Here is a 17,118-nt window from a genome sequence, read left to right on the forward strand (position 1 = left end):
TCGTGCGCGATCACTCGATCGGCTTGTCCAGCATCAGCTCGCTGACGAAGCGCACCGGCGGCGCGCCATACGACAACACCTGGTCGTGATAGGCCTTCGCGTTGAACTTCGCGCCTTGCTTGGCTTCCCACGCTTTGCGCAGGTCGAAGTGTTCCGAGGCGCCGACGAAGTACGTCGGCAACTGCGCGGACGTCAGCTGCGCACGCACCCACTTGCCGGCCGCCTCGCGTTCCTGCTGGAAGGTCTGGCGGGTCATCAGGTCCATGGCCTGCTCGCGCGACCATTTTTCCACGTGCACGCCCTGGTCGAGGATCGCGTTGCCGATGGTGCGCAGGTAGAACTTCAGCTGGACCAGGCGGAAGAGGGGATCGTTATTCATGTAGCCCGCGTCGGCCATCATGTCTTCGGTGTAGACGGCCCAGCCTTCGGCGAACAGGCCCGAGCGCAACACGCCGCGCAACAGATCCTTGTTTTCGCCCGAGTGCGCGCTTTCCAGGTAGTGGCCCGGCATCGCTTCGTGGATCGACAGCAGGTGGATCATGCGGCTGTTGTATTCGCGCAGGAACGAGTCGACCTGCGCCGGCGTCCAGTCGTCGGGGATCGGCGAGATCGCGTAATACGTGTCGAGGCCCTTGTCGAGCGGACCCGGCGAATCGCAATACGCGACCGACACGCCGCGCTGGAATTCCGGCATCAGGATGACCTTCACCGGTGCATCGGGCACGGTGACCAGCTGCTTCTCGCGCGTGAACTTCGTCGCCTCCGCCAGCGTTTGCTTGGCGAATTCGACGACATCCTCGCGCTTGGGGCGATCTGCATAGGCGAGTTCGAGCGCGGCTTCGATCGCCTTCTGCTGTTGGTCGTCGGTCGGCGCTTCGGGCAGCGCGGGTGCGCCAGCCTTGTCTTTCAGCACGGTGCGCGCGATGCCGTACATCTCACCGCGCACGCGCTTGAGTTCGGATTCCGCACGCTGCTTGATCTCCGCGCGCGACAGCGAAGACATCAGCGCGAACTGCAACTTCTGATCGTAGAGCTTTTCGCCGATGCGGAAGTCGCCCTTCGCGTTCGGGACCAGGATGGCGTCGAGCCACTTCTGCTGGTCAGCGACGGCCTTGCGCAGCCCGGCGATTGCGGTGTCCAAGCGCTTGCGGTCTTCGCCCTGCAGCTGGCCGGCGGCGGGCACGATGAACTGGTCGACGAGGCCGACGACGCCCGCGTTCTGCTTCGCCACGGTTTCGGCGTGGATCTTCGGCACGCGTGCCGGGTCGAGGTTCTCGCGCATCTTCGCGAACAACTTCGGCAACTGTTCCATGCGCGCCGTCGCCGACTTCAGGCGTTCTGGCATCGGCGCGAAGTCGCGCGCCATCAGGTTGTACAGCGCGCCACCGGCGAGGTTGTTGTACAGCTGCGGATCCCAGGCCCAGGATTGCAAGGTATCGAGCGCGAAGATGTCGCCGCGCACCTGGTTCTTCAGCAACAGCAGGTCGACCTGCATTCCGCGCGAGAGCGACTTCTGGTCGATGGCATCCAGTTCGCCGAGCAGCTTCTTGTTGAAGTCCAGTTGCGCCTGGCGGCCGGCGGCCGAGTAATCGTCGAGCGTCGCATCGAATCGGTGGTCGCCGATCTGCGTCGCGCTCACCGGATTCAGCCGCATCCATTCGTCGAGCCAGCGCTTGGAGAGCGCGTTGAATTTCGCGTCGGCCTGTTCGGTGGAGGCGGCCGCTGCGGCGGTGCCTTCCGCCGGTGTCGTGGGCGCCTGGCCCTGGCAGGCGGCGAGCGTGGCGGAAAGGACGGCAGCGGCGATCAGGCTGTGGCGCATGGAGAAAGACCGGCAGGGACGAGGGACCCGAGCATAAAGGCCCGCGCGCCCGTCCGCATGGGCCTGCTAGGCTGGCCGCAAATTCGGGGAGGCTTCCATGCGTGCATTGCTGGCCGTCGTACTGTTGCTCGGTGTCTCCATCGCGCCGGCGCGCGCGGCCTGTCCTCCCGAAAGCAAGACGCGCGAGCAACTGGAGGCGCTGAAGGTCCTGAAATGGACCGTGCCCGATGCGGCCGAACGGCAGGGGCTCGCCGAAGGCCTGGTCGATTGCCTCGCCGATGCCGATCCGACGCTGCGCGACGGCATCGCCTATGAAGCACTCGCGCATTGGATGCGTGCGGGCGAGATCGACGAAGCGGGTTTGCGGTCGCTGCGCGATCGTTTGTACGCGGGGTTGCAGGCCGACGATGCCGATGGGTTCCGCCGCCCGTTCGACGCGCTGGTGTTGTCGGAAGTCGCGCGCACCGATCGCATCAAGCCGTGGATGACGCCGGAAGAGCGCGGCGCGATGGTGGACGCTGCGTCGCGTTTCCTCGAATCGGTGAGCGACTATCGCGGCTTCGACGACAAGGAAGGCTGGCGGCACGGCGTGGCGCACGGCAGCGATTGGTTGATGCAGCTCGCGCTGAATCCGGCGCTCGATCGCGGCCAACTCGACAAGATGCTCGCGGCCATCGCGACGCAAGTTGTGCCGGCTTCGTCGCATGCGTATGTCTATGGCGAACCGGGGCGCCTCGCGCGCCCGGTGATGTTCATGGCCAAGCGCGAGTTGCTCACGTCTGCCGAGTGGGAAGCATGGTTCGTCGCGCTCGCGGGCAGGCTCGGCGATTCGAAGGATTACAACGACAACGGATGGTTGCTGCGCCGGCACGATCTGCTGGCGTTCCTGACGTCCCTGTATCTCGAAACCGATCGCAGCGAGGATCCGCAACTGCAGGCGCTCGAAGCACCGGTGGTCGCGGGACTGAAAGCGATACCGTAATGCGCGGGACAAATCGCGCGACTCGCAAGACACGAGCGCGTTGAGGGAGTGATGCGGTCCTCCGCACGATGTGTGCACCCCACACATCGTCATGGAGAGATCGATGAAACGTATCGTGTTTTTGTTCGTGCTTGCGCTCGGGCTGTGGCCGTTGTTCTCCGCGCAGGCGCAGCAGATGTGCTTCCAGGATCGCCGGGTCGTCGCGGTCAACATCGGTTACGTCAACGGAGATATGGGTCCCGACGGGGGCGATGCCGTGTATTTCCGGCTCGACACCAATCCGAATCGTTGGTACGCCCTCAACTATTCCTACAACCTGGATTGGGCGCGCGGCCAGGCGCTGTACAAGATGCTGATGACGGCCATGGCGGGCGGTTACAGGATCCGCGCGTACGACCACGACTACCCCTACTGCGACGACGTCGATCAGATCGAAATCTACCGCTGACGGGAACGGCGCATGTTCCCGCACCGATCAACGTTGCGCCTTCGTTCGCTGGCTTTTGTCCTGTTCGCTGCGGTGTTGCCCGCCGCCGCGCAGATCAATCCCGGGTTCAACCCATTGACACCGATCCGCGTGGTGTACCGAGTCGAGACGGCGGCGCCACTGGGCACCTTCATCTCGGGATTCAACGCGCGGGGCCCGGATCAGAATCTGCTCTCGTTGACTTCGGGCGCTCCATGCAACCTGGCCAACCCCTTGCAGGGCGCGGGGTGGGTGGTCATGACCGCCGACCGCGGACAAGCGGTCCGGTTCGCGCAACGTACCCTCGAAGGCATGCCCGGTGGAGGGTCGAATCGTCGCGCTTACATCTATTCCATCCGCGCCGATGGCGATTTCATCAGCGTTCCCGGCGCCTTCTACAGCGCGATCGATGCCGGGCGCGAAGGTCGCGCCGGTTACACGGGTGCACAAGCGAACGCGCTGGAGTATCTGCTGTTCACGCGGCCGATCCTCGGAGAGCAAATGGTGGTGGCGACCAACGTGCGCACGCGCAACATCATCGCGGCGACGTCGTTGTGGATCGAGGGCGGCGACCTTGTCGAGAGCGGCGTGCCAACCGAAAACTACGGCTATATCCACGATGCCTCGACGGCCGCTTCGAACGTCGTATCCGATTGGAATCTCCCGGCACTGTTCCCGCATGGCGCGATCCTTTCGAGCGAGGCCGGCGCATCCGGTAGTTGCGCAATGTCCTGCGACCGCGCCACGTCGGCGAGCAGTTTCTCGGCGTCTGCCGAAATCGACTACGCCTCGCAGTGCGGCGTGAGCGACGCCGTCGCGCCGCTGCTGTTCGACATCATCAACGACTGACTGAAATTCCTTGATTCCCATGGAGAGATCGATGAAACGGATCGTGCTTCTGCTCGTCCTGGCCCTCGGGTCGTGGCCATTGTTTTCCGCGCATGCGCAGCGGATGTGCTTCGCAGGTTTCCGCGTTGCCGCGGTCAACATCGGTTACGTCAACGGGGACATGGGTCCCGATGGCGGCGATGCCGTGTACTTCCGGCTCGACAATTCCGTGGACTATTGGTACCCACTCAACAAGGCCTACAACCTCGATTGGCCGCGCGGGCAGGCCTTGTACAAGCAGCTGATGACGGCGATGGCGGGTGGCTACAGGATTCGCGCCTACGACCACTACCATCCCTACTGCGACGATATCGACCAGATCGAAATCGATCGCTGACGGCGGCGCGCACATGTCCCGCATCCTTCCGATGTTGCTGGTGGCGGCTTGCCTGCTGCTGTCCGCGTTCGACACCCTCGCGCAACCGATCACGCGTGTCTATCGTGCCGATTCGCGGCCGCCGCACGAGATCTTCGCCAACGGCTTCCAGGGCCGCGGCGCGAACATGGACCTGCTCGCCCACACACTGGGCGAGTCGTGCGAGGAAACCGACCTGGCGCGTGCCAGTACCTGGGTCAGCACGAGCGCCAGGCGCGATACCGCCATCGGTTTCGCGATGGGCCATCTGGAAGGCATCCCGGGCCACGGGACGCAGCACGCGATGTACATCTACACGATCCGCGCCGACCACACGTACATCGATGTGCGCGGCGTGATGCGTCGCGCCGCGGCCGCCGGCCATGCCGGGCAAGAGGGCTATACGGCGGCGCAGGCGCGGACGCTCGAACATCTGCTGTACGCCACCGTGATCGAGGGCGAGGAAGAAGTGGTCGCGCACCACGTGGCGCCCGGCAACATCATCAGCGTGGAACGGGTGTTTTTCGACGCGAGCGACGATTTCATCGAAGAGGAGGCCGTCTTCAATAGCCGGTATCGACCGCTCGAGACGGAAGCGAGTGACGTCGTCGCCGACCTGCAGGCGTTCGTCCCGGCCGCGTCGATCCGCGTCGGCTACGACGGCGACTCCGAGGGCGGTTCGGACAGCAACAGTTCCTGCTCGATGAGCTGCGACGGCGCGGGGGTCGGGATCGGATCGCGCAGCGCGCAGACCACGGCGTCCGGTTCAGCGCAATGCCAGGTTCGTCGCGGGGCGTCGCCGTTGTTGCTCGACATCATCAACGACTGAGGAATCGCGCGATGCAACGGTGTATTTTCCTCCGCTCGTTCCTGGCGCTGGTGCTATTCACGACAGCGTTGCAGGCCGCCGCACAGATCAACCCAGGCTTCGACCCCGCGACGCCGATCCGGGTTGTGTACCGTGTTGATTTCACATCGCCGTACGACGCGTTCACGGATGGCTTCACTCCGCGCGGCACGATGGGTGACCTGCTCTCACTGACATCCGGCGCGCCGTGCAACAACGCGCCCACACCGCAAGCCCCGGCCTTCGTGGCCATGACGACCGATCGCGCGCAGGCGCTCCGGTTCGCGCGCAGGCACCTCGCAAGCTTGCCGCCGGGCGCGCGCGGGAATCCCGTCTATCTCTACTCCATTCGCGCCGATGCCGACTTCATCAGCGTTCCCGGCGCCTTCTTCAGCGCGATAGACGCTGGGCGCGGGGCGCGCGCCGGTTACACGCCGGAGCATGCGAACGCGCTGGAGTACCTGCTTTACACCCGACCGATCCTCGGCGAACGGGGTGTCGTCGCCCCGCGCGTGCGCGGACGCAACATCTCGATGGCCTCGCCACTGCGGTTGGAGGACGGCGTGGTGGTCGAGGATGGCGCGCCTACCGTCAACTTCGGTTACGTCAACGATCCTTCGACGGCTGCGATCAACATCGTGTCCGATTGGAATCTGCCGGCGCTGTTGCCGCACGCCGCGATCCTGTCGAGCGAAGCCGGGGCGTCGGGCAGCTGTGCCCTGTCCTGCGATCGCGCGACGTCGGCGAGCAGTTTTTCGCTCTCCGACGAGATGGACTACGCGGCGGTCTGTGGCGCGAGCGACGCGATGACGCCGCTGTTGTTCGAGATCATCAACGACTGAGGAAGCGCGCGATGCAACTGTCTTTTGGTCTCCGCCAGTTCATGGCGTTCCTGCTGTGCGCGATGGCGTTGCCCGCAGCAGCGCAGATCAACCCCGGCTTCGATCCGTCGACGCCGATCCGCATCGTGTACCGCGTCCACACCACGACGCCCTCGGTCGCGTTCGCCTCCGGGTTCAATTCGCGCGGCAACGACGAAAGCCTGCTGAGGCTAACGTCCGGCGCGCCCTGCACCAGTACCGCCCAGGTCATTGGAGTTGCGTGGGTGAGCACAACGGCCGACCGCGGACAGGCGCGGCGCTTCGCGCAGCGCCACCTGGAGAATCGCCGCTCCACGCATATGCGAGGCATCCACATCTACGCCATTCGTGCGGATCCGACGTTCATCAGCGTTCCCGGGGCCTTCTACAGCGCCATCGACGCCGGGCGCGAGAACCGACATGGCTATACGCCGGAACATGCCAATGCGCTCGAGTATCTGCTGTACACCCGTCCGATCCTCGGCGAACAGGCGGTCGTCTCCAGGCGCGTGCTTCCAACCAGCATCATGAGTGCGACGACGGTGTGGCTCGAAAACGGCACCCTCGTCGAGAGCGACACCGAGCCCAACGGAAGTTACATCCACGCCGATACGATGGCCTCCAGTTACGTGCCCGATGATTACCTGCCCAATCTCCTGCTGCCGCGCGAGATCCTCGCGAGCGAAGCCGGCGCCACGGGCAGTTGCGCGATGTCCTGCGATCGGGCCACGTCGGCGAGCAGTTTCTCGGGCGAAGAAGAAATCGACTACGCCACGCAATGCAGCGTGAGCGACGCGATCGCGCCGCTGTTGTTCGACATCATCAACGACTGAGGCTCAGTCCTCGTCCTCGTCGAATTCGGCGAGGACATCCAGGTCGAAGGCCAGTGCCTCCACCGTTTCGCGCACCTTGCGTGCGGTCGAGTCGTTCGGCGCTTCGATCTCGACTTCGTGGACGTCCGCGCCGCTGCGCAGGTCGCTCAGCCCGGCCGAACTGGAGTCGGCGTCGTCCATGTGCGGCATCAGGTCCGCCACTTCCTCGACATGCTCGATACCGTCGAGGCTTTGCAGCAGATTGATGATCGCGCGCGCGTCGTCTTCGCTGCCGGTGACACGCAGTCGCATGGTAGGCATCGCAGGCCTCTTGGGCAGTGGGGGACTGCCGATGAGGCTAGGGAGCCGGAAGCTAAAAACGCGTGACGACGCGCCTGCGAAAGCGGCTACTTCGGCGTCCGCACCGGCAAGGGCACGTTGCACAGATCGATGTGGCCGGCGGGGCGCTTGTACCACTCGTCCTTCCGGTTGCGGCGCGATTCGACGACGGTCGTGAAGGTCTTGCTGTCGGTGCGCAACAGCTCGAGCTTCGTGCGCTCCGCTTCGGGCACCTGGCTGGCGAGTTTCACCGACGCGATGGGCACGTATTGCTTCGGGTCTTCGTAGAAGCCCAGCGGCCCGGTGCCGCGCGGAAGCACGCTCAGCAACTCGATGCCCTGGACCACGCGGCCCACCAGGGTGATGTTGCGATCGAGCATGCGCGGCGACTGGCCGGTCACCGCATACAGGGAGGTGCCGTCGCTGCTGTCGGCGGCCACGTCGCGGCCGGCACCAACCATGCCATAGCAATGCGCGAGCCACGCCTTGCCCGCTGCCGGGTCGCGCGCCGCGGGGAATCCGTCGGAGAACCCGACTTGCGGCGCCCAACCGTCGCTGTCGGCCAGGCGGTCGAAGGAAATGCCCGTCGCGCTGCGTTCGAACTCGGCCGGCAACTTCGGTTTCGCCGTCCCGCGCTTGCGCTGCTTCGCCGCGTCTTCTTCCGGGTCGCCCCATTGCGCGACGTAGTTGTCCTGCGAGCGAATGACGAACAAGCCGTCCCAATAACCTTCCTTCGCCAGCGTGCGGATGTTGGCGACGTGCTCGGGCGCGAAGGTCGGCGCGAGTTCGATCACCACGCGGCCGGCGGGCAACTGCATGTACAGCGTGCGATCCGGATCCAGCGTGCGCCAGTCGGCTTTCGGCGAGGCATCGAGGATCTCCTGCATCGACGGCACCTTGGCCGGTGCGTCGGCAGCGTGCGCGGACACGCAGGCGAGTGCGAGAGACAAAGACAGGGCCAGCGAGCTGACGTGCAAGCGCATGCGGAACTCCGGCGGAAAGGGTTCGCCGGAGTCTGCGGCTATTGCTGCAGTTCCCGCAACACGACCGAGGGCGGCACGTCGACCACGCGCCGCGTCGCGACCAGTCCCGTGACCAAGGCCGCCACCACCCCGATGCCGCCGCCGGCCGCGGCCAGCGCCCAATTGGGTTCCCACGGCAGCCCGAACACGCGCTCGGATAGCACGCCGGCGAGGACCGACGCGGCGATCGCGGCCACCAATCCCGACAACAAGCCGATGGCCGCGAACTCGGAGGCCTGCGCGAACCGCAATTGCCTGCGGCTTCCACCGAGCACGCGCATCACGCCGCCTTCGAGCAGGCGTTCGTCCTGGCTCGCGCTGATCGCGGCGAGCAACACGAGGATGCCGGCCGCGAGCGAGAACCAGAAAACCACCTGCACGACCACCGACACCTGGTCGGCGGTCGCGCGCACCTGCGCGAGCGTGGCTTCGATGTCGATGACGGTGAGATTCGGAAACCGTTCGACGAGTTGCGCGGTGAAGCGCGGCTGCGATTTCGGCACGCTCACTGCGGTGATCCAGCTCGCCGGATAGCCGTCGAGCGCGCCGGGCGAAACGAGCACGAAGAAATTCGGTCGAAAGCTGTCCCAGCTGACTTCCCGGAAACTCGTGATCCTTGCGGCAAAGGGTTGGCCGGCGATGTCGAAGGTGATGCGGTCGCCGAGTTGCCATCCCAGCGATTCGGCGAAGTTCTGCTCGACCGACAACTCCGGCGATTTCGGAACGCGATCGCCCCAGAACGTGCCGGCCGAAAGGCGATTGTCGTCGCGCAGCGCGCTGCCGAAGGAGAGATTGAACTCGCGTTCGACGCGGCGCTGCATGCCCGGGTTGTCCGGGTAGTCCTTCACGGTCACGGCCTTGTCGTTTCGTTCCAGCAGGCGCGCGCGCACCATCGGATACAGCGTCGGCGCGGCGAGCCCGTTCGAGATGACGAAGTCGTGCACCGGTGCGAGCTGGTCCTGCTGCACGTTGAGGATGAAACGGTTCGGCGCGTTTTCGGCCAGCGAGAGTTGCCAGCGATCGAGCAGGTCGGTGCGCACGAAGGTCAGCAACAACAAGGCCATCAACCCGAGGCCCAGCGCAGAGACTTGCGCGACCGCCGTGCCCGCGCGGCGCCCGACGTTCGCCAGCCCGTAGCGCAGGCTGCCGCGCAGCCGCGTGCGCACCTTGCGCACGATGAGGATCATCGCCCAGGCAAGCAGGGCCAACACCAGCAAGGTGCCCGCGATGCCGCCGAGCATCGCAACGGCGAGCGTCGGCGATTCGGCCTTCCACCACAGCAGCGCCGCAAGACCGGCGAACGCGGCGACACCCACGATCCACGCGCTCGGTTCCGTCGGATCCAGGTCGCGCCGCAACACGCGCAGCGCCGGCACGCGCCGCAATGCCAGCACGGGCGGCGCGCCGAAGGCGATCAACACGATCATCCCGACCGCGTAACCCTGCAAGGCCGGCAACCACCCGGCCGGCGGAATCGCGATGGCGAGCACGCGCGCGAGCCATTCGCCGACCGCCCATTGCAGCGCGAACGCGATGGCGACGCCGACGGTGCACGCGATCAACCCCAGCCACGTCAATTCGCCCAGATGCACCGCGACCAGCGTGCGTTGCTGCGCGCCCAGGCAGCGCATGACGGCGCTGCCGTCGAGATGGCGTGCGCTGTGCCGACGCGCCGCCATCGCCACGGCGATCGACGCGAGGATGACCGACACCAGCGCCGCCAACCCGAGGAAGCGCCCCGCGCGATCCAGTGCCGACCGCATCTCCGGCCGCGCGTCTTCGATCGTCTCGATGCGCTGTCCACGGCCACGATGCGTGCGTGCTGTTTCGAGGAAACGCGCCACCGAAGGCCCGTCTCCCGCGACAACGAGGCGATAGCCGAGGCGACTGCCTTCCTGCACCAGGCCGGTCTTCGGCAGGTCGGTGAGATTGATCGCCACGCGCGGCGCGGTGTTGAAGTAGTCGAACGCGGCGTCGGGTTCCTGCGCGACGAGTGCGGCGATGCGGAAGTGCGCATCGCCGATGGTGAGTGCATCGCCGGGTTTCGCATCGAGCGTCTGCGCACCGGCGACGGTCATCCAGGCCGTGCCGGGCGCGGGCCCGCCGCGTGCATCGCGCTCCGGCCCACCGATGCGATCGACGAGGCGGAACGTACCGCGCAAGGGGAACTGCGAATCCAGCGCGCGCAACTCGCCGAGCTGGAGGCGCTCGCCCACGCGCACCATGCTGCGCAATTCGACGGTCTGCGCATGGTGCAGGCCGGGCGCGTTCGCCGCATCGCGCACCGCGCCGGTGATCGGCGAATCCGAACGCACGACCGCATCGCCGCCGAGCAGACGGTTCGCTTCCTGCGCGAGCGCACGGCCCGCGCGGTCGGTGACGAAGCCGACCGACGTGATCGCGACCACCGCGAGGATGAGCGCGACGAAGAGGATGCGCACGTCGCCCGATGCGAAATCGCGGCGCAGTTGTCGCCACGCCAGCACGAGCGGATTCATGCGACGCGACGTCCGCTGTCGAGCCGGATCTGATGGCGGCAGCGTGCGGCGAGGTGTTCGTCGTGCGTCACCAGCACCAGCGTGGTGCCCGCGTCGGCGTTGAGCGCGAACAACAGGTCGATGATCGCTTGGCCCGTGTGCGTGTCGAGATTGCCCGTGGGTTCATCGGCGAAAAGCAACGCCGGTTGCGTGACGAACGCGCGCGCGAGAGCGACGCGCTGTTGCTCGCCGCCCGACAGTTGCCGCGGGTAATGCCCGAGACGCGCGGACAGGCCGACTTTCTCGAGGATGCGCCGCGCGGGCGCCTGCGCATCGGCATCGCCGCGTAATTCCAGCGGCAGCATCACGTTTTCGAGCGCCGTCAGCGTCGGCAGCAACTGGAAGCTCTGGAACACGAAGCCGACCTTCTCGCCGCGCACGCGCGCGCGACCGTCCTCGTCGAGCGTCGAGAGCGATTGGCCGTCCAGGTGCACGCTGCCCGAGCTCGGCGTGTCGAGCCCCGCGAGCAGCGACAGCAGCGTGCTCTTGCCCGAGCCCGACGCACCGACGATCGCGACGGCATCGCCGCGTTCGACCGTGAAGGCCACGTCCTCCAGGATCGTCAGCGCGCCGTCGGGCAGCGGGACGGTCTTGCCGAGGCCACGGACATCGAGCGCGACGGTGGAGGTGGGGGCATGCATGCGGCTTTCAGCGCGCAGTCCAACGGAATCGGCCATGCTGGGAGCGAACCATGCGAAGGAGCGGGGGATGTTCAAAGCTTATGCGGCAGCCACGGGCGTGAATCAATGGGCCATCGGTCCCTCGCGCGGCTTCGCCCGCGTGTTCGCGACGTTGGCCCTGTGCCTGGGATTGTTCGCGCCGCTGCATGCCGCCGCGCCCGCGAAGACATCGGCCACTGCACAGCGCGCGGTCCTGGTGATGGGCGATTCGTTGTCGGCCGCCTACGGGCTCGCGGCGTCGCAAGGCTGGGTGGCGTTGACCGCCGGCCGCATCGCGAAGGAAAAGCCCGCCTGGCGCGTGGTGAACGCGAGCATCAGCGGCGAGACCACCGCCGGTGGCGCGGCGCGCATCGCGGGCGAACTCAAGCGTGTGCAACCCAAGCTCGTGGTCATCGCGCTCGGCGGCAACGACGGATTGCGCGGGCTGCCGCTGGCGCAGACCAAGGCCAACCTCGAACGCATGATCAAGGCATCGAAGACCGCCGGCGCGCAGGTGCTGCTGGTCGGCATGCGCATGCCGCCGAACTACGGCCGCGAATACACCCAGGGCGTCGAAGGCAACTACACCGCGCTCGCGAAGCAATACGCCGTCCCGCTCGTGCCCTTCCTGCTGGAACCCATCGCCGGCGACCGCGCGAATTTCCAGGACGACAACCTCCACCCGGTGGCGAGTGCACAGCCCAAGCTGCGGGACCACGTGTGGAAGGCGCTGGGGCCGATGTTGAAGTAGGTCAGGAAAGGGCGCGGTTTCGGAACCACGCTGCCAGTTCTTTCTGCGACGTCTCGCCGGCCGCCGCCAGCTCGACGGTGCGGACGGCTTCGGTTTTCTCGAACGCGATTCGGACGCCGTGATCAGCGAGAAAAACACGCGCGATGACCCAGGCCGTGCGCTTGTTTCCGTCGGAGAATCCGTGATTTCGGACGATGCCCCAGAGGTAGCAGGCGGCGAGGTCGAAGACATCCGGATTTTCGTATTCGGCCAGGCGCACCGGACGTGCGAGGGCGGATTCGACGGCGCCGAGATCCTTGATGCCTTCCAATCCGCCGTGTTCGGCGAGTTGCCGATCGTGGATCGCGTAAACCGTTTCTGGCGCCAACCAACGCCATTGCGTCATTTCGCCAGCGCCCGGAGGACGTCCTTGTCGTCGTGCATGATTTCTTCGGCCAGCGCCATCTGGCGCTCGAATTCCGGGCTGTAGGCGGTCAGGCGGACACCGGAGGGCGTTTCGGTCAGGAAGAGCGTGTCGCCCTTCTTCGCGCGGAGGAGGGACTGGGCTTCCTTGTTGAGGATGACGCCGACCGAAGAACCGACGGTGGTGACCTTGAGCGCGACCATGGAATACCTCCTATATAACGAACGTTATATTCCGCCTGCGGCTCGACCCTGTCAATTCGCGCTCGTGACTAGTGGCACATTCACTAGATCGAACTGCGCACTAGTCTGCGCTTCAACCTAGTGGACCACCGGCAGCGATGGACACCCCCGACCGCGACGCCCTCGATCAAGCCCTGCGCAAGTTCCAGCGCGAGCTGAGCGCGGGCACGGTTTCGCTCGCCCTGCTGGCCGTCCTGGCCACGGCGCCGGGGCCGATGTACGGCTACCAGATCGCCAAGACCCTCGAACGCAGCGGGGAGGGCGTGCTCAGCGGCAAGCAGAGCGCGTTGTATCCGGTGCTGCGCAATCTCGAGAGCGCCGGCTTCCTCGCCAGCCATGTCGAGCCCTCGGTGGCCGGCCCGCCGCGCCGCTATTACGCGATCACGCCCACCGGCCGCACCGCGCTTTCCGAATGGACCGCCGCCTGGCGCGCCACCCGTACTTCCGTCGACTCCGTCCTCGAAGGACTCCTGCCATGAACGCGTTCGACTCCAGCGCACGCCTGCCGCATTCCATTCCCGAATATCTCGAGCAACTGCGCGAAGCGCTCGCCGGGTCCGACCCCGCGCTGGTGCAGGACGCGCTGTACGACGCCGAGGAATACCTGCGCTCGGAACTCGCCGAAAACCCGGGCATGCCCGAGGCCGACATCATCGCGTCGGTCGCCGGCAGCTACGGTGCGCCGCACGAGGTCGCCGACATCTATCGCGACACCGAAGTGCGCGTGCAGACCGCGCTGCGCCAGCCGCGCCCGGCGCCGCGGGAATCGGCGCTCGGCAAGTTCTTCGGCGTCGCCGCCGATCCGCGCACCTATGGCGCGTTGTTCTACTCGGTCCTCGCGCTGGCGACGGGCATCTTCTACTTCACGTGGGTCGTCGTCGGGCTGTCGCTCTCGGCGGGCCTGTCGATCCTGATCATCGGCATCCCGGTTGCGATCCTGTTCCTGGGATCGGTGCGCGTGTTGTCGCTGGTCGAAGGCCGCATCGTCGAAACCATGCTCGGCGAACGCATGCCGCGCCGGCCCTTGTATTCCGCGCGCGGCAAGGGATGGATCGACCGCATCAACGACATGTTCTCCGATCCGCGCACGTGGTCGACGCTGCTTTACATGGTCGCGATGCTGCCGCTCGGGATCCTGTACTTCACGCTGATGGTGACCTTGCTGACGGTGGCGGTGTCTTTCGTCCTCGCGCCGCTGATGTTCGGTTTCGGCGCGTTCGACAATTGGTACATCAACAACTGGGACCTGACCTACACGCTGGGCTGGTGGCAGTACCCGATCGTCTTCGTCACCGGCATCCTGCTTCTGTTCGGCACGCTGCACCTGGCGCGCGGCATCGGCAAGATGCACGGCCTGCTGGCCAAGCACCTGCTGGTGAAGAGTGCGCAGTACGCGTGATTTTCAAAACGGCTTGGCGAGCACCAGGTACACGATGCCGATCAACAGGAAGACCGGCACTTCGTTGAACCAGCGCAACGCGGTCGGGGAGGGCAGCGGCTTGCCCTTCCCGACGCCCTTCAGCCAGCGCCCCGCCAGCGTGTAGTGCAGGAGCATCAGCGCGACGAGAGTGAGCTTCGCGTGCAGCCAGCCACCGGCCATGTGGAAGTGCAGCCACAGCGTCAGGCCCAGCACGAAGGCCAGGCCGAACATCACGTGCCCGAAGCGGTACAGGCGCCGGCCCATCAACTCCAGGCGCGCGCGCACGGCGGGTGCGTCGCCGGCCTCGGCGATGTTCACGAGGATGCGCGGCAGGTAGAACACCCCGCCCATCCAGGCCATGACGAAGACGAGGTGGGCGGTCTTCGTCACGTTGTACATGAGCAGGTCGTGGGTCATGGGCGGTAGCATCGCGGGATGGAAAAGAATTACGACCAAGCATACTTCGATCGCTGGTACCGCCGGGGCGGCATCGGCGACCGGGCCCGTCTCGCACGCAAGGTGGCAATGGCTGTCGCGGCCGCCGAATATCACCTCGAGCGTCCGATCCGCACCGTGCTCGACATCGGCGCGGGCGAAGCCGTCTGGCGCGCACCGCTGCTGAAGCTACGGCCCGGCCTGCGCTATCTCGCCTTCGATTCGAGCGAATACGCGGTGCGCCGCTACGGCCGCAGCCGCAACCTGCACATGGCGCGCTTCGGCGACTTCGAACACCTGCGTCCCTGCGCGCCCGCCGACCTGCTGGTCTGCAGCGACGTGCTGCATTACCTGCCCACGCGCGAACTCGATCGCGGCCTGCAAGGCCTGGCGGATCTGTGCGGCGGTGTCGCGTTCCTGGAAACCTTCGCGCGCGAAGACCACGCGGTGGGCGACGAGCACGACTTCCAGGATCGGCCGGCGTCGTTCTATCGCAAGCGCTTCGACGCACTGGGTTTCGCCCAGGTGGGGTCGCACCTGTGGTTGTCGCCGTCGCTGAAGGAACGCGCGACGGCGCTGGAGATCGGTTAGCGCCGGCGCTTACCGCGCACGCTTGAAGTCCGCAGGCTTCGGCAGTTCGACCGGCACGCCATCGGCATTGCAGGTGTTCGCCGCGCACAGGCGTTCGCGCAATGCCGGCGTGGCCTGCACGAGGAAGTGGAACAACACGTTTTCCTCGACGCTGCCGCGCACCGCGTCGGCCCCCGGGCCTTTCGCCCACACGCCGACATCGTCGCCGCCGTGTGTTTCCGCGCCGAGCGGCACGAGCGCCTGCTGCAGGTAGTCGACCGCTTCGGTGTCGACATCGTCCAAATCCGGCCGCGGCGCACCGGCCTTCGGCGCGCCGGGGCCATTGGCGTAGCCCAGCGTCGTGTAGGGCTGGCCGAGTTTGTCGACGGCGTACTCGCTGCCCGAGGAGTCTTCGCCGCTGATGCCGCGCACCTTGTCGAGGATCGGATTGCCGCGCTTGGGATAGCCGGCGAAATACATCGTGTGCGCGTGGTCGGCGGTGACCAGGATCAGCGTGTCGTCGTCGCTGGTGTCGGTGTCGGCGGCGCGCACGGCATCGGAGAACGCGATGGTTTCCTCGAGGGCGCGGCGCGCGTTGCCGTCGTGGTGCGCATGATCGATGCGTCCGCCTTCGACGAGCAACACGTAGCCCTTCGCATTGCGTTGCAGGTGTGCGATCGCCGCCCGCGTCATGTCCGCGAGCGTGGGCTCCGGCCCACCAATCTTGCGATCGGCCGTGTACGACAGGTGCTGCGGCGCGAACAAGCCGAGCACGCGCGGCGCGTCGCCGGCTTGCGCCAGTTGCGTCGAATCCACGACATACGTGCCGTCCGGATACTTCGCCTTCCATTCGTCGACCAGATTGCGGCCGTCCTTGCGCATGCCTTTCAGCGCGGGATCGACGGCATCGGGCAGCGTGTTCGGCGTGAACTTCGCACGGCCGCCGGCCAGCGCGATGTCGATGCCGTCGCCGAAATCGAAGTCGACGAACTGCGCGGCGAGGTCGCGACACCCCGCCGCAGCCTTCGCCGCCGGGAGATAACTGTCGTCTTCCCAATTGCGATCAGGCCCGTGCGCGTAGACGGAGGCCGGCGTGGCGTGCGTGAGCCGCGTGGTCGTGACCACGCCGGTCGACAGCCCCGCCGACTCACCGAGTTCGACGATGCTCAGCAGCGTGTTGTCCTTCACCGCCGCGCAATCGCCGCGTGCGTTGCCCGGCCCGATGCCGATGACGCCCAGGCGCGTCTTCACGCCCGTCGCGATGGCGGTCATCGTGCCGGCCGAATCGGGCGTCTGGTAGTCGGTGTTGTAGGTGCGGCTGAGTGCGGTGTTCGGGAATTCCTCGAACGACAGCAGCGTTTCTTCGCCGGGGTTGCCCGCGCGTTGGCCCGCGAGAATGCGGGCGGCGGCCACCGTCGGCAGGCTCATGCCATCGCCGAGGAAAATGATCACGTTGCGCGCATGGCCCCGCATCGCGCCGTTGCCGGCCGCACGCGCGGCGCCGGCCCGATACCACCAGGCGGCCGTTTCGCCGTCGGGATGGCGGACCTGCGGGACGTCGATGGCGTGCGGCACCGCCACGGCCGGCGGCGTGCCCGGCGTGCTGGCGCAGGCGGTGAGGAGCGCGGCGAGGGCCAGGGGCAATGGGCGCATGGGGCGTCGGGCGGTGAGGGAAGGGAGATGATACGGAACGCCGGTGTTCCGCCCATGC

Annotated in this window: 20 protein-coding genes; 11 read left to right on the forward strand and 9 right to left on the reverse strand. The window is 66.4% G+C overall.

Going from position 1 to position 17,118, the window contains the following annotated elements:
- Positions 1-10: 10 nt before the first annotated feature.
- Positions 11-1,819 carry a DUF885 domain-containing protein gene (locus AC1DOM_RS14000; RefSeq protein WP_498964322.1) on the reverse strand — a complete coding sequence of 603 codons (1,809 nt, stop codon included), beginning with the start codon at positions 1,817-1,819 and terminating at the stop codon, positions 11-13.
- Between the two features lie 97 nt (positions 1,820-1,916).
- Between AC1DOM_RS14000 and AC1DOM_RS14005 the strand changes: the two genes are divergently transcribed.
- From AC1DOM_RS14005 to AC1DOM_RS14035, 7 genes are all read left to right on the forward strand, one after another.
- A complete protein-coding gene (locus AC1DOM_RS14005; protein WP_498964324.1) occupies positions 1,917-2,801 on the forward strand; it encodes a DUF2785 domain-containing protein in 885 nt (294 codons plus the stop codon).
- Positions 2,802-2,904: 103 nt separating this feature from the next.
- Positions 2,905-3,249 carry a hypothetical protein gene (locus AC1DOM_RS14010; protein WP_498964326.1) on the forward strand — a complete coding sequence of 115 codons (345 nt, stop codon included), beginning with the start codon at positions 2,905-2,907 and terminating at the stop codon, positions 3,247-3,249.
- Between the two features lie 75 nt (positions 3,250-3,324).
- A complete protein-coding gene (locus AC1DOM_RS14015; RefSeq protein WP_498964328.1) occupies positions 3,325-4,116 on the forward strand; it encodes a hypothetical protein in 792 nt (263 codons plus the stop codon).
- A gap of 31 nt (positions 4,117-4,147) precedes the next feature.
- A complete protein-coding gene (locus tag AC1DOM_RS14020) occupies positions 4,148-4,492 on the forward strand; it encodes a hypothetical protein (RefSeq protein ID WP_498964330.1) in 345 nt (114 codons plus the stop codon).
- Between the two features lie 13 nt (positions 4,493-4,505).
- Entirely contained in the window at positions 4,506-5,339 is an 834-nt protein-coding gene (locus tag AC1DOM_RS14025) for a hypothetical protein (RefSeq protein WP_498964332.1), read from the forward strand.
- The gene (locus tag AC1DOM_RS14030) at positions 5,285-6,199 is read left to right on the forward strand and encodes a hypothetical protein (protein ID WP_498964334.1); all 915 of its coding nucleotides are present in this window, start codon (positions 5,285-5,287) and stop codon (positions 6,197-6,199) included. The genes AC1DOM_RS14025 and AC1DOM_RS14030 overlap by 55 nt, the downstream gene beginning before the upstream one ends.
- 11 nt (positions 6,200-6,210) lie before the next feature.
- Positions 6,211-7,050, forward strand: a complete 840-nt coding sequence (locus AC1DOM_RS14035; protein ID WP_498964336.1) for a hypothetical protein — start codon at positions 6,211-6,213, stop codon at positions 7,048-7,050.
- A gap of 3 nt (positions 7,051-7,053) precedes the next feature.
- On the opposite strand, the gene AC1DOM_RS14040 is transcribed toward AC1DOM_RS14035, so the two are convergent.
- The 4 genes from AC1DOM_RS14040 to AC1DOM_RS14055 all read right to left on the reverse strand — a co-directional run bounded on the left by AC1DOM_RS14040 (position 7,054) and on the right by AC1DOM_RS14055 (position 11,568).
- Positions 7,054-7,350, reverse strand: coding sequence for a hypothetical protein (locus AC1DOM_RS14040; protein ID WP_498964338.1), 297 nt, complete (start codon positions 7,348-7,350; stop codon positions 7,054-7,056).
- Positions 7,351-7,436: 86 nt separating this feature from the next.
- Positions 7,437-8,351, reverse strand: a complete 915-nt coding sequence (locus AC1DOM_RS14045) for a peptidylprolyl isomerase (RefSeq protein ID WP_498964340.1) — start codon at positions 8,349-8,351, stop codon at positions 7,437-7,439.
- 38 nt (positions 8,352-8,389) lie between these two features.
- Complete coding sequence (locus AC1DOM_RS14050; protein ID WP_498964342.1) at positions 8,390-10,888, reverse strand: ABC transporter permease; 2,499 nt, start codon at positions 10,886-10,888, stop codon at positions 8,390-8,392.
- Entirely contained in the window at positions 10,885-11,568 is a 684-nt protein-coding gene (locus AC1DOM_RS14055; protein WP_498964343.1) for an ABC transporter ATP-binding protein, read from the reverse strand. The genes AC1DOM_RS14050 and AC1DOM_RS14055 overlap by 4 nt, the downstream gene beginning before the upstream one ends.
- Positions 11,569-11,635: 67 nt before the next feature.
- Here AC1DOM_RS14055 and AC1DOM_RS14060 point away from each other — a divergent pair, with 67 nt between their 5' ends.
- Positions 11,636-12,337, forward strand: a complete 702-nt coding sequence (locus tag AC1DOM_RS14060) for an arylesterase (protein ID WP_498964345.1) — start codon at positions 11,636-11,638, stop codon at positions 12,335-12,337.
- Position 12,338: 1 nt separating this feature from the next.
- Here the strand turns inward: AC1DOM_RS14060 and AC1DOM_RS14065 are convergent, their stop codons facing one another.
- Together AC1DOM_RS14065 and AC1DOM_RS14070 are read right to left on the reverse strand one after the other, a co-directional pair.
- A complete protein-coding gene (locus AC1DOM_RS14065) occupies positions 12,339-12,722 on the reverse strand; it encodes a type II toxin-antitoxin system death-on-curing family toxin (RefSeq protein ID WP_498964347.1) in 384 nt (127 codons plus the stop codon).
- Positions 12,719-12,943 (reverse strand): AbrB/MazE/SpoVT family DNA-binding domain-containing protein, encoded by a 225-nt coding sequence (locus AC1DOM_RS14070; protein WP_498964349.1) that lies wholly within the window; start codon positions 12,941-12,943, stop codon positions 12,719-12,721. Before AC1DOM_RS14070 ends, AC1DOM_RS14065 begins: the two co-directional genes overlap by 4 nt.
- 137 nt (positions 12,944-13,080) lie before the next feature.
- On the opposite strand from AC1DOM_RS14070, the gene AC1DOM_RS14075 reads away from it, so the two are divergent.
- Together AC1DOM_RS14075 and AC1DOM_RS14080 are read left to right on the forward strand one after the other, a co-directional pair.
- The gene (locus AC1DOM_RS14075) at positions 13,081-13,461 is read left to right on the forward strand and encodes a PadR family transcriptional regulator (RefSeq protein ID WP_498964351.1); all 381 of its coding nucleotides are present in this window, start codon (positions 13,081-13,083) and stop codon (positions 13,459-13,461) included.
- Positions 13,458-14,381 (forward strand): sensor domain-containing protein, encoded by a 924-nt coding sequence (locus tag AC1DOM_RS14080; RefSeq protein WP_498964353.1) that lies wholly within the window; start codon positions 13,458-13,460, stop codon positions 14,379-14,381. The genes AC1DOM_RS14075 and AC1DOM_RS14080 overlap by 4 nt, the downstream gene beginning before the upstream one ends.
- Positions 14,382-14,384: 3 nt before the next feature.
- Here the strand turns inward: AC1DOM_RS14080 and AC1DOM_RS14085 are convergent, their stop codons facing one another.
- Entirely contained in the window at positions 14,385-14,819 is a 435-nt protein-coding gene (locus tag AC1DOM_RS14085) for a CopD family protein (protein WP_498964355.1), read from the reverse strand.
- A gap of 18 nt (positions 14,820-14,837) precedes the next feature.
- Between AC1DOM_RS14085 and AC1DOM_RS14090 the strand changes: the two genes are divergently transcribed.
- Positions 14,838-15,428, forward strand: coding sequence for a methyltransferase (locus AC1DOM_RS14090; RefSeq protein ID WP_498964357.1), 591 nt, complete (start codon positions 14,838-14,840; stop codon positions 15,426-15,428).
- A gap of 9 nt (positions 15,429-15,437) precedes the next feature.
- Here AC1DOM_RS14090 and AC1DOM_RS14095 read toward each other — a convergent pair whose 3' ends face one another.
- Positions 15,438-17,060: an alkaline phosphatase gene (locus tag AC1DOM_RS14095; protein WP_498964359.1), complete on the reverse strand. Its 1,623-nt coding sequence runs from the start codon at positions 17,058-17,060 to the stop codon at positions 15,438-15,440.
- Positions 17,061-17,118: the final 58 nt, after the last annotated feature.

It is taken from the genome of Lysobacter sp. P5_B12 (assembly GCF_056400425.1).

What these genes read in the sequence shown, in the direction of transcription:
- AC1DOM_RS14045 (WP_498964340.1), bottom strand. Translation starts at nt 8,351, where the DNA reads ATGCGCTTGCACGTCAGCTCGCTGGCCCTGTCTTTGTCTCTCGCACTC.
- AC1DOM_RS14040 (WP_498964338.1), bottom strand. Translation starts at nt 7,350, where the DNA reads ATGCCTACCATGCGACTGCGTGTCACCGGCAGCGAAGACGACGCGCGC.
- AC1DOM_RS14035 (WP_498964336.1), top strand. Translation starts at nt 6,211, where the DNA reads ATGCAACTGTCTTTTGGTCTCCGCCAGTTCATGGCGTTCCTGCTGTGC.
- AC1DOM_RS14080 (WP_498964353.1), top strand. Translation starts at nt 13,458, where the DNA reads ATGAACGCGTTCGACTCCAGCGCACGCCTGCCGCATTCCATTCCCGAA.
- AC1DOM_RS14025 (WP_498964332.1), top strand. Translation starts at nt 4,506, where the DNA reads ATGTCCCGCATCCTTCCGATGTTGCTGGTGGCGGCTTGCCTGCTGCTG.
- AC1DOM_RS14070 (WP_498964349.1), bottom strand. Translation starts at nt 12,943, where the DNA reads ATGGTCGCGCTCAAGGTCACCACCGTCGGTTCTTCGGTCGGCGTCATC.
- AC1DOM_RS14005 (WP_498964324.1), top strand. Translation starts at nt 1,917, where the DNA reads ATGCGTGCATTGCTGGCCGTCGTACTGTTGCTCGGTGTCTCCATCGCG.
- AC1DOM_RS14020 (WP_498964330.1), top strand. Translation starts at nt 4,148, where the DNA reads ATGAAACGGATCGTGCTTCTGCTCGTCCTGGCCCTCGGGTCGTGGCCA.
- AC1DOM_RS14055 (WP_498964343.1), bottom strand. Translation starts at nt 11,568, where the DNA reads ATGCATGCCCCCACCTCCACCGTCGCGCTCGATGTCCGTGGCCTCGGC.
- AC1DOM_RS14050 (WP_498964342.1), bottom strand. Translation starts at nt 10,888, where the DNA reads ATGAATCCGCTCGTGCTGGCGTGGCGACAACTGCGCCGCGATTTCGCA.
- AC1DOM_RS14090 (WP_498964357.1), top strand. Translation starts at nt 14,838, where the DNA reads ATGGAAAAGAATTACGACCAAGCATACTTCGATCGCTGGTACCGCCGG.
- AC1DOM_RS14095 (WP_498964359.1), bottom strand. Translation starts at nt 17,060, where the DNA reads ATGCGCCCATTGCCCCTGGCCCTCGCCGCGCTCCTCACCGCCTGCGCC.
- AC1DOM_RS14075 (WP_498964351.1), top strand. Translation starts at nt 13,081, where the DNA reads ATGGACACCCCCGACCGCGACGCCCTCGATCAAGCCCTGCGCAAGTTC.
- AC1DOM_RS14010 (WP_498964326.1), top strand. Translation starts at nt 2,905, where the DNA reads ATGAAACGTATCGTGTTTTTGTTCGTGCTTGCGCTCGGGCTGTGGCCG.
- AC1DOM_RS14000 (WP_498964322.1), bottom strand. Translation starts at nt 1,819, where the DNA reads ATGCGCCACAGCCTGATCGCCGCTGCCGTCCTTTCCGCCACGCTCGCC.
- AC1DOM_RS14060 (WP_498964345.1), top strand. Translation starts at nt 11,636, where the DNA reads ATGTTCAAAGCTTATGCGGCAGCCACGGGCGTGAATCAATGGGCCATC.
- AC1DOM_RS14065 (WP_498964347.1), bottom strand. Translation starts at nt 12,722, where the DNA reads ATGACGCAATGGCGTTGGTTGGCGCCAGAAACGGTTTACGCGATCCAC.
- AC1DOM_RS14085 (WP_498964355.1), bottom strand. Translation starts at nt 14,819, where the DNA reads ATGACCCACGACCTGCTCATGTACAACGTGACGAAGACCGCCCACCTC.
- AC1DOM_RS14030 (WP_498964334.1), top strand. Translation starts at nt 5,285, where the DNA reads ATGCCAGGTTCGTCGCGGGGCGTCGCCGTTGTTGCTCGACATCATCAA.